Source organism: Nocardiopsis lucentensis DSM 44048 (genome assembly GCF_000341125.1).
Taxonomy (GTDB): Bacteria; Actinomycetota; Actinomycetes; order Streptosporangiales; family Streptosporangiaceae; genus Nocardiopsis; species Nocardiopsis lucentensis.
In genome coordinates this window covers 1-14,196 of sequence record NZ_ANBC01000271.1, presented here as the reverse complement: position 1 = coordinate 14,196, position 14,196 = coordinate 1, and the positions used below count along the sequence as shown (strand labels likewise).

Sequence of the window (14,196 nt, the reverse complement as noted above, 5' to 3'; positions counted from 1 at the left end):
CCCCGCCGCACAGGCCAGACTGCTCGACCTCCAGGCCCTGGACACCGAGCTCCAGCGTCTGGACCACCGTGCCCGGACCCTCAAGGAGGTCTCCGAGGCGGCGGAGCTCAAGGAGCGCGTGGACGAGATCGACGCCGAACTGATCGCCGTGCGGACACGGATCTCCGACGTGGGCCGAGAGCAGCGCAAGGCCGAGAGCGACGTCGACCAGGTGCGGGCGCGCGCCGACCGCGACTCCCAGCGTCTGGAGTCGGGCGCCATCACCAACGCCAAGGAGCTGCAGAACCTCCAGTCGGAGATCGCCTCCCTGGGCCGTCGCCAGGCTGAGCTGGAGGAGGTCGTGCTGGAGGTGATGGAGCGCTCCGAGGGCCTGGAGGCCGAGGCCGCCCGCCTGGTCACCGAGCACGAGGAGAAGGCCGCCGAGTACACCGCGGCCACCGCTCGACGCGACACCGCCGCCGCCGAGATCCAGTGGGACCGGACCCGGGTGCTCCAGGACCGTGAGCGCGTGGCCGCCGACGTGCCCGCCGACCTGCTGGCCCTGTACGACAAGCTGCGCGGGCAGCACGACGGGCTGGCCGCCGCGCCGTTGCGGTACGGGCGCTGCGGTGGGTGCAAGCTCGCCCTGAGCACGGTGGAGCTCAACGAGATCCGCGCGACCCCCGCCGACGAGGTCGTTCGCTGCGAGGACTGCCGCCGCATCCTGGTCCGCACCGAGGAGTCGGGTCTGGGCGCCCAGACCGCGCAGTGAGTACCGGTTGGGCGTCCGCCGAGGAGCACCCGACCCGACTGGTGCTGCTGCGCCACGGGCAGACCCCGCTGTCCGTGGAGCGCCGCTTCGCGGGGCGAGGCGACTTCCCGTTGACCGACCACGGTCACGCCCAGGCCCGGTCGGCGGCGCGCCGCCTGGCCGCCTGGCCGATCGACGTGGTGGTCTCCTCTCCGCTCCGGAGGGCTCGCGACACCGCCGCCTACACCGCCGAGGAGCTCGGACTGCCGATTGAGGTCGACGAGGGCTTCGTGGAGACCGACTTCGGCGACTGGGAGGGTATGACCTTCGCCGAGGCGCGCGAGCGGGCGCCCGGCGCCGTCGACGCGTGGCTGGCCGACCCGGAGACGGCGCCGCCGGGAGGCGAGAGCTTCGCCAAGGCGGCGGAGCGGGTCGGCGCCGCGCGCGCGGCCCTCCTCGACCGGTACCCGGGCCGTACCGTCCTGGTGGTCACGCACGTGACCCCGATCAAGGTGGTCGTGCAGCAGGCGATGCTCGCCCCGGTGACGGCCCTGTACCGGATGTTCCTGGACACGGCCTGCCTGACCGAGGTGGACTGCTACGCGGACGGACCCATGGTGGTGCGTTCCTTGAACGACACCGCCCATCTGGACGGAAGCCCCGGCGAACGGGCGTAGAATGCGGGGTGAGGGGGAGTCGGCCAGACGGTCGCGGCCCCGTGCCAGCGGTACGGGTTCGAGGAAAGTCCGGACTCCACAGGGCAGGGTGGTCGGCAACACCGACCCGGGGTGACCCGCGGGACAGTGCCACAGAAAACAGACCGCCACCGCTCGCGGTGGTAAGGGTGAAACGGTGGTGTAAGAGACCACCAGCGACCGGAGTGATCCGGCCGGCTAGGTAAACCCCACCCGGAGCAAGGTCAAAAAAGGAGCCTTCGGGCTCCCGCGCGGATGTTCGAGGGCGGCCCGCCCGAGTTCGCGGGTAGACCGCACCGAGGCCGTCGGCAACGGCGGTCCCAGATGGATGGCCGTCCGGTCCCTTCGGACCGACAGAATCCGGCTTACCGGCCGACTCCCTCCCTCACACCCTCCTGACCAGGCGCTCAGCGTCCGAGAGTCGGCCGTGTTCCGGATTCCGGGCCGGTCGGCGGAGTGGGGCCGTGGCCCATAATCAGGGCGTGGACGCCCCCGCGTCGCTGGAAGCCGCCTCTCTGGAACCCGGTGCGCGAGCCACGGCGCGACCCGCTCCTCGCGACGCCTCGCGGTGGCGGCGCCTTCGGCCCGGCCGGATGATCACCGTGTACGAAGCCCGGCCCGTGGCGGGAACGGCGGTTGTCCTGGAGGTCCGACGCGAAGCCGCCGCCGGTACGGCGCTACAGCCCTCGGGTGATGGCTGAATCCCCGTGTCCGTGGGAAGATTGGCTCTGCGCTCCGTGCCCGGGCGGTGCCCGGAGCGCGTCCGCCCGTGGGCCGCGAGGTCGGCGGCCCAACGGGCATCGGCGTCCACGGGAATGGGTGACTCTTGTTCGACTCCACCATCTTCTGGGTGATCCTCTTCGGCCTGCCGGGCCTGGCGATCGTCGTGATCATCGCGCTCGCCGCCTACCAGGCCTCGGGTGTTCAGCAGGACGGTCGTGACGACGCCCCCGACGACGACTCGTCGATCAGCTGACCCCCGCCCGTGCGCGGCGGCGGGACGGGGCCGGTGACGTCCTGGAGGCCGCGCACGGGGGAGAAGCGCCCCGTCTCGGCGTCCAACAGGTGCACCCTGGCCGTCTCCAGGTCGTAGTACATCCCCGTCAGCGTCAGCGTCCCCGACTCCACCCGTTCCCTCACCACCTGGTAGCTCATGAGGTTGCCGAGCTGTTCCTCGACGTTGGCCCGGGCCAGGCGGCACAGGGTCTCCGAGGTCGGCGTGCTCTCCGGAGGGCTCTCCGGAACGTCGATACGCGCCAGGCTCGGCGCCGCGTTGGCCAGCCACCGGCACATGTGCGTGGTGCCGGCCTCCTCCGCGTCCGTGTGGGCGCCCTCCAGCAGGGCTTTCATCGCACCGCAGTGGGAGTGCCCGCACACGACGATGGAGGGCACCCCCAACACCGTGACCGCGTACTCGACCGCGGCTCCCACCGACCCGTCCCCGGAGGTGCCCGAGGGCGGCACCAGGTTGCCCACGTTGCGCAGGGTGAACAGGTCACCGGGGCCGCTGGAGGTGATGACGTTGGGCACCACCCGCGAGTCGGCGCACGTGACGAACAGCGCGGTCGGGTACTGGCCGTGCGCGAGCCGACTCATCACCGACCGCATCCGGTCGGCCGTGCTGGCGTGGTATTCACGGGCCCCGGCGGTCAGCAGTCCCAGCGCGTTCACCTCGCCGTCGGCCTCCCCGCGCATCTCCCAGGGCGCCCACCACCGCCCCGGCCCGTGAGGGGAGGTCTTGGCGGCCGGGGCGGTCCGTGCGGAGCTGCGCGTGTACCACTGCTCGTGGGTCTCGTCGATGTCGACGCTGCCCCCGCCGCGCTCGTGGTCCACACGCCAGGCGTGGATGGACTCGAAGGCCGCGTGGTCCATGAAGTCGACGTGCAGGTCGAGGTCGACCCGGGCCCCCGACGGGATCGTGCGCAGGACATGCGCGAGCCGGGGCACGCCCAGGAAGGTGAGCGACCCGTGCACGGACACGTGAACCCGACCGCCGTGCTCCTCGGTGCGGACGGTGAACCGGGTCAGACGCCTCAGTGACACGATCATCGCCAGGGCGAACCCGAGGAACACCCCCTCCAGGAGCCCCAGGAAGACCACACCGAACAGGGTCACCAGGTAGACGCTGCCCTCGTGGTGGCGGCGCAGGTCGCGAAGGTGGGCGATGGAGACCATCCGGGCCCCGACGAAGACCAGCAGCGCGGCCAACGCGGCCATCGGGATGAGTTCGACCACGCGCGCGAACAGGGCGACGAACACCAGGATCCACACACCGTGCAGGACCGCCGACAGGGGTGTGCGGCCTCCGGCGCGCACGTTGGTCGTACTGCGCACGATCACGCCCGCCACGGGCAGCCCGCCCAGGGCCCCGCTGACGGTGTTGGCCGCGCCCTGGCCGAACAGCTCACGGTTGAGCCGCACGCGGCGCCCACCGTGCTCGCGGTCCACGGCGATCGCCGACAGCAGGGACTCCACGCTCGCGACCATCGCCACCGCGGCCACTGCCATGGCCACGCCGTGCCACTGTCCGGCCTCGGGCAGGGCGGGGCCGGACCAGGCGTCGACGAGGGAGTCGGGCAGGGAGACGGTCTGCACCTCCCAGTGGCCCAGGGTGGCGATGGCGGTCGCCGTGCCCACCGCGACCAGGGAGGCGGGCACGACCGAGGGGCGGATCCGGCCGATCGACGGCAGCTTGCCCCAGCCGAACATGATGGCGATCGTGATGACCCCGACCGCGACGGCGGCGGTGTGGTTGTGCGCGACCTGGTGTGGCAGGTCGGTGATGTTGCTGAGCGCCGAGCTCTGTGGCGCCCCGCCCAGCGCCACGTGCAGCTGGGCGAGGGCGATGGTGGCGCCGACGCCGGCGAGCATGCCGTGGATGACCGCGGGGGAGACGGCCAGAGCCGCGCGGGCGATGCGGACGGCGCCGAGGGCGACCTGGAGGAGTCCGGCGAGGACGGTGATGAGACAGGTGACCCGCCAGCCGTAGGTGGTGATCAGCTCCGCGACGATGATCGTCTGTGCCGCGGTCGGCCCGCTGACCTGCACCATCGACCCGCCGAACAATCCGGCGACGATACCGCCGACGATGGCCGCGGTCAGACCGGCGATGAGGGGCGCGCCCGCGGCGACGGCGATGCCCAGGGACAGCGGGACGGCGACCAGGAAGACGACGAGGGAGGCCCCGACGTCGGCCATGACGGCTCTCCGGTCGGGGAGGCGCCGGGGGGAGGCCGTGGGGGGCGGCGACGCGGTCGGTGTTCCCTGGGGATCGGTGCGCATGGTTGCTCCGTTCGGGTCGGACCAGGCGGTCGGGTGGCGGTGCACGCGGACGTCGGTGTCCGGACGGGGGATGCGCGTGAGAACGCGAAACGGCACTGTGGACGCGAAGAGTCCGCAGTTAGTCACCAACTGTAGTCAACGCGGGGCATGCGATGTGACGGACTGTCGCGGTTTTGGTAACCGTTTTCTTGGTTTCACACCGCGCGGGGGCGCGGGGAAAGGAGAACCGCCGGGGCGGCGGTGGTGTTTCGTCGCCCCGGCGGTGTGAAACGGTCGGGCGGGCAGACCGGAAGGTCCCGATATGTCGCTACGCCGAGTCACGGACGGCGCCGACTCGCGGCGCCCTCCGGTTCAGAGGAAACGGCCGTCCTCGTATCCGCCCTCGTAGTACTCCCGGCCGTACGGGTCACGTGTTCCGCGTGGGTCAAGCGTGTCGGGAGAAGAAGGAGGGGGCCCGTACGGTGTTCCGGGGAGAGCGCCGTTCGGGTGGCCGGGCGGCGGCGGGGTCCCGTTGCGCCCGTTCTCCCACCGCTGCCATTCGTCGGCGGGCGGGTAGCCGTTTCCGTGGCCGGGCTGCTGGGGGTGGCCGTCCAGCATGTCGGGGTGGAGGGCGTCGGAGGTGGAGGGCACACCGCCGTAGGGCTCGGGGAACCGGGGTGGCCGGGCGCCGTGGTCGGCCGGGGGACGGCTCGGCGCCGGGTGGTCCCCGGAGTACGGTCCCACCGGATAGCCGCCGCTGGGGATGCCCTGAGGCCCCCCGGGGAAGGCGCCGCCCGGAGCGGGCGGGTCGACGGGGAACCGCGAGTTCCCCCCTGTGTCGAACGGCGCGTGGCCGGGCGGGGTGGGAGCGGTGTGGTCGCCGCCAAAACCACCGGACGCGTAGCCGGACCCGGGGCCGGTGGGCGCGCTCGGCCCGCCGAGTCCCTCATCGGTCCCGCCCCACAGGGCGTCGCCCGAGTACGAGCCGCGTGCGTGGGATCCGGTGTCGTGGGACCGGTGCCGGTGGGAGCCGGTGTCGTACTCGGGCCGATAGGGGGCGGGGGCGCTGTGGGCTCCGGTGTCGTACTGGGGGAACGGGGGTGTGCCGTAGTTCCCGTGTGCGTGGGCGCCGGTGTCGTACTCGGGCCGATAGGGGGCGGGGGCGCTGTGGGCTCCGGTGTCGTACTGGGGGAACGGGGGTGTGCCGTAGTTCCCGTGTGCGTGGGCGCCGGTGTCGTACTCGGGCCGATAGGGGGCGGGGGCGCTGTGGGCTCCGGTGTCGTACTCGGGGCGCGGCGGTGCGCCGTGGTTCCCGTGTGCGTGGGCCCCGGTGTCGTGGGCCGGTCGCCGGTGCGTGCCGGTGTCGTGGCCGCCGGAGGCTCCGGGGCCGTCCTGCTGCCCGTAACCGAGCGGGTGCCGCGCGGCCGGACGCTGATGGGCTCCCGTGTCCATGCTGGACCATATCGGTGAGCCCGCGTCCTCGCCGGAGGGCGAGGGCCGGAAGCCGGGGTCGAGGGGGTCGCTGGACCCCGCGCGGTCCGATCGGGGCGATCCGAGGGGGTCGCCGAACGTGGGGGCGCCCGAGCCGTACCCCGACGGTCCCGACAGCGGGTCGCCCTGGGCGGGTGCACCGTTCGACGCCTCCCCGGAGGCGGAGGGTGCCGCGAAGGGGGAACCCGAATAGTGGGAACCGGTGTACGAGGAGCCCGGAGTGCCGTGGGACGGGGTCCCCGGAGACGCGGTGCCGGGATACGGGGAACTGAGCGGGTCCCCCGTACCGTGACCGCCGAACGAACCCGGGGGGACCGAACCCGTGCCGCCCCGTGGATCGCGGTCGGTGGCCCCGGACCACGGCTCCGGGGCGGCCGCGGAGGGGAGCCCCCGGCTGGGTGTCCACGGTCCGGTACCGAGCGGGTCGTCGTCGCGCGGAGCCTCGGGCCCCGCCGACTCGGCCCGGGGCCCCGCCGACTCGGCCCGGGGGCGCGGCTCGCTCTCCCGGGGCTCGGCGGGAACCGGTCCCGCACTCTGCCCGAGACTGGCCAGGACGGCGAGATCGTCGGTGGGGCCCGCGGTCACGTCCGACGGGTGCGCCGCCGCGTCCGCGCCGCTCCCCCCGGCGCCTCGCACCGGCTCCGGAGCGGGGCCGCGCTCGTCCTCGTACCCCTCGTCGTAGTCGTCGTATCCGTCCTCGTAACCGTCGTCGTAGCCGTCCCCGTAGGCGTCGACATCGTCGTAGGCCTCGGCCTTCGCCGCACGGGGATCCGGCGTCTCGTCGTCGAGACGCTCGTCCCGGCCCTCACCGTCCAGACTCGACCAGAATCCGTTGTCGGCCAGGTCGGAGTCGTCGTCCCAGGCCACACCGCGCCGCCGCCCGCTCCGCGGACGACGTCCGGATCCGCCGTCCCCGTCGGTCCGCGCGCGCCGGGACCGACGGGGCGCCTCGCCCCCGCGGCCTCGACCCCGGTCCTCGGCCTCGGCGTCCTCGCGGTCCTCGTACTCGTGGTCGTCGCCGCGGGCGTCCTCGGACGAGCCCGTGCTCAACGCGCGCATGCCCAGGAGCAGGAGCACCAGCACGGCCAGCACGACGATGATGGCGATGATGATGATGACGGTGACGGTCATGTTGTACGCACTACCTTGGAGAGGTCGGCCGCACCCGGAGCACACCGTGGACCGCCCTGGCGAGGGCTGGCCGAGGGGAGACGGCGGCTGCCCGGGGCCGCGTTCGTCCGGGCTGCCAGGCCCGCGCGCCTGACGCGACGCGGGCGATCCGGTGCGGTCTCAGTTCGGGGTGCTGAGCGGCGGGCGGACGGATAACGGTCATCTGAAACGGGGTGAGGGGCACGGCCCCACTGTATGCCTTGTCGTGCTCCGTGTGCAGAGGGCGATACGAGCTTCCTCGTGTCGAACTCGGTGCGTCAGGAGCCGACGGGGAGCGAAACCGCCTGTGGGGCGCGTCATCCGACCGATGCCCCGATTACTCGCTGGTAGTCACCAGCGACCCCCGCGCGACCGCCTGGTCGGCGATCGCGTCCAGCGCCCGGCTCAGCTCGGCGCCGTCAGGCAGGTCCAAGGGGGCGTCCAGGGCATAGACGGTGAACCGGTACTCGTGGACGTCGCCGTCGGTGGGGCACGGGGCCCCGTACCGTGCCTCCCCCGCACTGTTCAGGGCCTGTTTGGCGTCGGCCGGAACGGTGTTCTGGCGCAACTCGACCAGCTGCGGGTCCAGGTCGAAGACCACCCAGAACACCTCAGCCGCCTGGGGATCGTCCACGACGAGCGCGATCGAACCCACCCCGTTCGGGAGGCCGGACCAGCGCACCGGCGGGGACACGGCCTCCCCGTCACCCTCCGACTCCTCACCGCCGCACACGTAGGCGTCCGGCAGCGGCTCTCCCTGCTGCATCAGCGCACTCGTGACGCTGATGTCGGTGGGCATGTCGCCGTTCTGCCCGGGTGAGAGCACGCCGCACCCGGTGGCCAGGGCCAAGGCGGCGCCCGCTCCGACCACACCCGCGCCCCGGAGCGCGGACCTGCGGGACGCGCTGCGCGCGCTGGTGATCCAAGAGGAAGGGAGGGCCGGGAACAATGGAACTCCTGCTGGGCTTTCGTGCCGGTGGGGCACAACTTGACGTACGGGGGAACGGCGTCGAAAGCGACCCCGTACCGCACCCGCGGGGGCGTGCGCGGACACCTCGGGGTTCGCCGACGCGCGTTCCTGAGCGAACCCTACTGCGGTCCGCGTCCTGATCCGTCGCTGATCCTCGCCCGTGCCCGCCCGACGTTCTGTTCGGACGGATTATTCCGGGCACCAGGTGACCGGATGGGTGATCATGGACCCGTGCGGTTCTCCATCCTCGGTCCTCTCCTGGTGCACGACGCGTCCGGACGGCCTGTCACCATCGGGGGCACGCGCCTGCGCACCCTGCTGATGCTGCTCCTGCTCCGACCCGGCCAACGGGTCCCCACCGAACAACTCACCGACGCCATCTGGGCCGAGGGGCCGCCGTCATCTGCGGGCAACGCGCTCCAGGCCCTGGTCTCGCGGCTGCGTCGGGCCCTGGGGCCGGAAACGAAGATCCAGGGTGACGCCTCCGGCTACCGGCTGGCCATCGACCCCCAACAGGTGGACCTGGCGGAGTTCGACACCCTGGCCAAGCGCGGCCGGTCCCAGCTCGCCGCGGGTGAGTACGCTGCCGCCGTCACCACATTCGGCGACGCCCTGGCCCTGTGGCGCGGACCGGCCCTCCCCGAGCTCACGTCACGGGGTGTGGCGGAGGACACGGCGCTTCGGCTGGCGGAGACACACGGTGCGCTCGTCGAGGATCATCTGACCGCCCTGCTCGAACTGGGCCGGGCCGACGACGCCCTGCCCGAGGCCGAGGCCCTGGCCCGCCGTGAACCGCACCGTGAACGCCCCGTCGAACTCCTCATGCGTGCGCTCGCCGGAACCGGCCGCACCGCCGACGCCCTGGACGTCCACGACGGGTTCCGCGACCGGCTCGCCGAGGAACTGGGCCTGGACCCCTCACCACGACTGGCCGACGTCCACCTGCGCGTGCTGCGCGGGGAGTTCAGCGTCGAGGGACCCCCGAGCCGGAAGGGCCGGAAGGACGGTGGCGACCACTCCACCAGCGGCGTCCGGCGCGCCGCCACACCGGCCCCCCAACTCCGCCTGCCCACGTCACTCACCAGTTTCGTCCCTCGCGAGGCGGAGGTGGACACCGCCGTGGCGCAGCTGACCGGATCCCGGCTGGTCACCCTGATCGGCCCCGGAGGGGCGGGCAAGACCCGGCTGGCCATCGAGGCCGTCATGGCCCTGGCCGACCGCGCACCCGAGCTGCTCCCGTATGGCGGCTGGTTCGTCGAACTCGCCCCCATCGGCTCCGGTGATGACATCGTCGACGCGCTGGCCGCCGCCCTGGACCTGCGCGAACACGCCATCGTCCAGGCCCGCTCCAGCGCGCCCGCGGGGCCGGCCGAGGACCGCGTCGCCGCCTTCCTCGCCGACCGCCCGGCCCTGGTCGTCCTCGACAACTGCGAGCACCTCGTCGCCGAGGTCGCACGCGTGGTCGAACCCCTTCTCGCCCGCTGCCCAGGGCTGCGGCTGCTCACCACGTCCCGGGAACCGCTCGGGGTCCAGGGCGAGCGGCTCATCCCCGTCCCCCCGCTGTCCCTGCCTCCCGAGGGCGCCACCGCCGAGCGGGCCGCGGGATACGCCTCGGTCGAACTGTTCACCGAACGCGCCCGCGCCGTGCGCCCCGACTTCGCGGTCACCCCCGACAACGTGGGACACGTCGTGTGTATCGTCCGGGACCTGGACGGCATGCCCCTGGCCCTCGAACTGGCCGCGGTCCGCCTCAGGTCGATGACCCCGGCCCAGCTCGTCCGCCGGCTCTCCGACCGCTTCCGTCTCCTGACCGGGGGCGGCCGCTCCACCCGCCCGGGCCACCGCACGCTGCGCGCCGTCGTCGACTGGAGCTGGGAACTGCTCGACGAACCCGAACGTCGGCTCCTGCGTCGCCTGTCCATCTTCGCGGGCGGCGCCACTCTGGAGGCCGTCGAGAAGATCTGCGCCGATCCGGGCGAGGAGGGCACGGTCGGGGGCCGCGACGCGTGGGACGTGCTGTTCACGCTGGTCGACAAGTCTCTCGTGATCGCGGAGAACCCCGTCCGCGAGGACGCGCCGCCCCGGTACCGCCAGCTGGAGACCGTTCGCGCCTACGCCGCCGAACGCCTCACCGACAGCGGTGAGGAGGACCTGATCCGCGACGCGCACGCGTGCTACGTGCGTGATCTGTGGCGTGAGGGCGACCCGCTGCTGCGGGGGCCCCGCCAGACGGAGTGGGTCGTTCGACTGAACGCCGAGTCGGACAACTGCGGGGCCGCCGTTCGCTGGGCGGTGCGGTGCGGCGACGTCGACCTCGCTCTGGACCTGGTTGAGTACACCCAGTGGTACTGGATCCTGGAGGGCGGCTGGCACCAGTTCGGGCGCTGGTGCTCGGAGGTGCTGTCGCTGGTCGGCGGCCGGGTACCGGAGGGGCGGGCCATCGCCTACGCCAGCTGCCTGTTCCACACGCACCCCGAGGGGGGACTCACCCCAGAGACGGTCCTGGACAACTTCCGCGCCGTCCGGGAGGTGTTGCGGGAGGCGGGGGAACGACCCGAGGACCATCCCGCGCTCCTGTACGGTCTCGTCTACGAGGCGTTGACCGAGGGCCCCGACGGGCCCGCGCGCGAGCGCGTGGAACGCGCCGCCGACCAGCGCGCCCCCTGGACGCGCGCGATGGTACTGCTGATGCTGGCCCTGCTCGACGCCGTCTTCGGGGACGCGAAGCGGGCCATGGAGCGCGCGCTCCACGCACGGGAGGGCTTCCGCGACGTCGGTGACAGCTGGGGCGAGCTCCAGGCTCTCATCCAGCTGTCGGACCTGCATCGGTTCGACGACCTGGACCGCTGCCGTGTCCTGCTCGCGGACGGGATCCGACTGGCGGACCGGTCGGGCCTGGTCTCGATCGCGATGCTGCTCCGGATCAAGCGCGCCGAGGTCCTCATCGGCCTCGGGGACACGGAGGGGGCCCGGCGCGACCTGGAGTCGACGGCCGAGCACGGCCCACCGCGTGAGGACGACCACATGGTCATCGCGCGCCTGGTCGAGGCCCGACTCCTGCGGGAGTCCGGTGACCTGGAGCGCGCTCGGGAGGCGGTGGACGACCTGGGGCCGCTCGTGACGCGGCTGGGCGGGTTCGCGCCGGTCTACGTGGAACCGCAGTGGCTGCTGGTGTCCGCCTCGGTCGCCTGGAGGGCGGGGGACACCGACCGCGCCTGGCGGGACGCGGGGCGGGCCTGGTGGCGCGCGGTACGCGGGCTCGATCCGATCTGCGCGGACGTGCTGGAGGTCCTGGGCCCGTTCGCGACCGCGCGGGCCCCCGAGTGGGCCGCCACACTGCTCGGCTACGCGCGGGCGTTGCGCGGGATGTCCGACGTGGCGAGCCCGCTGGTGCGCCGGGCGAGGGAGGAGCTCACGGAGGGGTTGGGCGGGGCGGAGCTCGCTCGCCTGGTCGCCGTGGCGGGGGAGGAGCGGACGGTGGACATCCGTGCCCGCGTGAGCGAGTGGCTGGCCCCGATCGTGCCCGACGACGTCGAGGACCTCGGATGGACGTTGTGACCGGGGTACCGTCGTCCGGTCAGGCGGAGCCGGTCGGCCGGCCCGACCAGGGCGGTGCCGCCTCCGGGGGTGCGGAGACGACATCGCCCGTCGGTGGTCGCGCGGGTCAGGTGCGGCGCCGGTAGGCCCACACGGCCAACGGACCGAAGATCCCGATGAAGATCGCGGTCCACACGAGGGTCCAGGTCACCGGGGCGGCGACGTCGCCGCCGATCATCAGACCTCGCATGGCGTTCACCACGTGCGTGATCGGGTTGTTCTCCGCGACGACCCGCATCCAGCTGGGCATGGCCTGCGGGTCGACGAAGGCCGAGCTGCCGAAGGTCAGCGGGAACATGAGGATCATTCCGAAGCTCTGCACGGCCATCGGGGTGCGCACCATCATGCCGACGAACGCCGACATCCAGCAGAGCGCGAACGCGAACAGCAGGATGAGCGCTGCGGCGGCGACCACGCCGACCACACCGCCGTCGGGGCGGAACCCGATGGCCAGGCCGACCAGCAGCACCATCACCACGGTGATCGTGTACCGGACCAGGTCACCCAGGATGGCGCCGATCAGTGGAGCGGAACGGGCGATGGGCAGGGACCGGAAGCGGTCGAAGATGCCCTTCTCCACGTCCTGGCACAGGGTGAACCCGGTGCCCAGCGTGGCGAAGACCACCGACTGGGCGATGATGCCGGGCATGAGGAAGTCCCGGTAGGTCTGCCAGTCGCCCATCATCGCCTGCCCGAAGACGAAGACGAACAGCGTCACGAACATGATCGGCATGAACAGGAGCCCGAGGACCTCCTCGGGGTTCGTCTTGATCTTCAGGACGCTGCGCCAGGCCAGCTGGAGGCCGTTGCTCACCGTGGTCAGCGGGTCGATCCCGCGCGGCGCCTCCGGCACGGCCGCGTCCTCACGCCTCCCGGCGGAGGACTTGAGGGTGGTCGCGTCGCTCATGCTGAGACCCCTTTCGCCACGGTCTCGCCCGCGGGCTCGTCTTCGGCGGAGTGGCCGGTCAACGCGAGGAAGACCTCATCCAGACTCGGTTTGCGCAGTGACAGTTCGGCGAGGGCGACCTCCTGCTCGTCGAGGCGGCGGACCACCTCGGGCAGGACGGCCGCGTCCGTGACCGGGACGCTCGCGCCCAGTCCGTCGGCGGTCACCGGGCTGCTGGTGACCGCCTCGACGATCCGGACGGCCAGGTCGAGCTGCTCCGGGTCGACCGTGCGCAGCTCCAGGACCTGTTTGCCCGCGTGGTTCTTGAGTTCCTCCGGCGTGCCCCGGCTGATCACCCTGCCGTGGTCCAGTACGACGATGTCGTCGGCGAGCTGGTCGGCCTCCTCCAGGTACTGGGTGGTGAGCAGCACGGTGACTCCGTCGTTCACCAGTCCGCGCACCACGTCCCACAGGCCGTTGCGGCTGTGCGGGTCCAGGCCGGTGGTCGGCTCGTCCAGGTACAGCAGGGAGGGGCGGCCGACGAGGCTCGCGGCCAGGTCCAGGCGCCGACGCATGCCGCCGGAGTAGGTCTTGGCGGGGCGTCCGGCGGCGTCGGTGAGCTCGAAGCGCTCCAGCAGCTCGGCTGACCGGGCGCGCGCGGCGGCGCGGCCGAAGCCGAGCAGGCGCGCGATGAGTATCAGGTTCTCGGTGCCCGTCAGTTCGGCGTCCACCGCCGCGTACTGTCCGGTCAGCCCGATCAGGCGGCGCACGTCGTGTGGCCGCCTGACCACGTCGAAGCCCCCGACCTCGGCGTGGCCCCCGTCGGGCCGCAGCAGTGTCGACAGGATGCGCACGGTCGTGGTCTTACCGGATCCGTTGGGCCCCAGGACGCCCAGCACGGCCCCCGTCCTTGCGGTCAGGTCCACCCCGTCCAGGGCGCGTTTGCCCTTGAACTGTTTGACCAGGCCCTCCGCGCGGATGGCGTCAGTCATCATGCCTCCGTTTCTACCGTTCGGTCTCAAGTGTGCCGATCCGGTCTGACAGAACGCTGACACGCGGCCTCGGGGAGGCATGGAGCGCTCCGGACACGAAACGGCCGCGGCGGGGTCACTCCCCGCCGCGGCCGCGTCGACCGGACCGTGGTGGCGTGCCCGTCACCACGGCGGTCCGGTCAATCGCCCTTCTTGGAGCCGAACATGATCTCGTCCCACGACGGGACCGAGGCACGACGGCCGCGCCCCTTGCGCTTGGATGCGGTGTGGTCGCCCGCACCGCCCGCGGCGGCCGGGGCCGAGGGCGGCTCGGGTGCGGCGCGACGCGTGGGTCCGGCGTCGGAGAGGTCGATGGTGGCCCGGCGCCGCCGCGCGGGACGGGGCTGGGCGGGCGGTTCGGCCGCCGGGGGCGCGCTGTCGGGTTC

Annotated in this window: 9 protein-coding genes, 1 other RNA gene and 1 pseudogene; 5 read left to right on the top strand and 6 right to left on the bottom strand. The window is 72.6% G+C overall.

Going from position 1 to position 14,196, the window contains the following annotated elements; all coding sequences use genetic code 11:
• The 4 genes from D471_RS0109195 to D471_RS40780 form a co-directional block, all read left to right on the top strand.
• A partial coding sequence (locus D471_RS0109195; protein WP_017598353.1) for a zinc ribbon domain-containing protein occupies positions 1-751 on the top strand: 751 nt, incomplete at its 5' end.
• Positions 748-1,407 carry a histidine phosphatase family protein gene (locus D471_RS0109190; protein ID WP_017598352.1) on the top strand — a complete coding sequence of 220 codons (660 nt, stop codon included), beginning with the start codon at positions 748-750 and terminating at the stop codon, positions 1,405-1,407. The genes D471_RS0109195 and D471_RS0109190, both read left to right, overlap by 4 nt.
• A 15-nt stretch (positions 1,408-1,422) precedes the next feature.
• Positions 1,423-1,809: RNase P RNA component class A (gene rnpB, locus D471_RS41670), an RNA gene on the top strand.
• A gap of 442 nt (positions 1,810-2,251) precedes the next feature.
• On the top strand, positions 2,252-2,401 hold the full coding sequence (locus tag D471_RS40780) for a hypothetical protein (protein WP_017598351.1): 150 nt from the start codon (positions 2,252-2,254) through the stop codon (positions 2,399-2,401).
• On the opposite strand, the gene D471_RS0109180 is transcribed toward D471_RS40780, so the two are convergent.
• The 3 genes from D471_RS0109180 to D471_RS0109170 form a co-directional block, all read right to left on the bottom strand.
• A complete protein-coding gene (locus D471_RS0109180; protein ID WP_026127558.1) occupies positions 2,350-4,707 on the bottom strand; it encodes a SulP family inorganic anion transporter in 2,358 nt (785 codons plus the stop codon). The genes D471_RS40780 and D471_RS0109180 overlap by 52 nt on opposite strands.
• Before the next feature lie 351 nt (positions 4,708-5,058).
• Positions 5,059-7,308, bottom strand: coding sequence for a hypothetical protein (locus D471_RS0109175; RefSeq protein ID WP_026127557.1), 2,250 nt, complete (start codon positions 7,306-7,308; stop codon positions 5,059-5,061).
• Between the two features lie 355 nt (positions 7,309-7,663).
• Complete coding sequence (locus D471_RS0109170) at positions 7,664-8,275, bottom strand: YbhB/YbcL family Raf kinase inhibitor-like protein (protein ID WP_017598349.1); 612 nt, start codon at positions 8,273-8,275, stop codon at positions 7,664-7,666.
• 252 nt (positions 8,276-8,527) lie between these two features.
• Between D471_RS0109170 and D471_RS0109165 the strand changes: the two genes are divergently transcribed.
• Entirely contained in the window at positions 8,528-11,854 is a 3,327-nt protein-coding gene (locus tag D471_RS0109165; protein ID WP_017598348.1) for a BTAD domain-containing putative transcriptional regulator, read from the top strand.
• Between the two features lie 106 nt (positions 11,855-11,960).
• On the opposite strand, the gene D471_RS0109160 is transcribed toward D471_RS0109165, so the two are convergent.
• The 3 genes and pseudogenes from D471_RS0109160 to D471_RS33630 form a co-directional block, all read right to left on the bottom strand.
• Positions 11,961-12,800: an ABC transporter permease gene (locus D471_RS0109160; protein ID WP_017598347.1), complete on the bottom strand. Its 840-nt coding sequence runs from the start codon at positions 12,798-12,800 to the stop codon at positions 11,961-11,963.
• Entirely contained in the window at positions 12,797-13,771 is a 975-nt protein-coding gene (locus tag D471_RS0109155) for a daunorubicin resistance protein DrrA family ABC transporter ATP-binding protein (protein ID WP_026127556.1), read from the bottom strand. The genes D471_RS0109160 and D471_RS0109155 overlap by 4 nt, the downstream gene beginning before the upstream one ends.
• Before the next feature lie 179 nt (positions 13,772-13,950).
• Positions 13,951-14,196 (bottom strand): annotated as a pseudogene (locus tag D471_RS33630) (septation protein SepH); the annotation flags it as partial.

What these genes read in the sequence shown, in the direction of transcription:
- D471_RS0109180 (WP_026127558.1), bottom strand. Translation starts at nt 4,707, where the DNA reads ATGCGCACCGATCCCCAGGGAACACCGACCGCGTCGCCGCCCCCCACG.
- D471_RS0109175 (WP_026127557.1), bottom strand. Translation starts at nt 7,308, where the DNA reads ATGACCGTCACCGTCATCATCATCATCGCCATCATCGTCGTGCTGGCC.
- D471_RS0109160 (WP_017598347.1), bottom strand. Translation starts at nt 12,800, where the DNA reads ATGAGCGACGCGACCACCCTCAAGTCCTCCGCCGGGAGGCGTGAGGAC.
- D471_RS0109155 (WP_026127556.1), bottom strand. Translation starts at nt 13,771, where the DNA reads ATGACTGACGCCATCCGCGCGGAGGGCCTGGTCAAACAGTTCAAGGGC.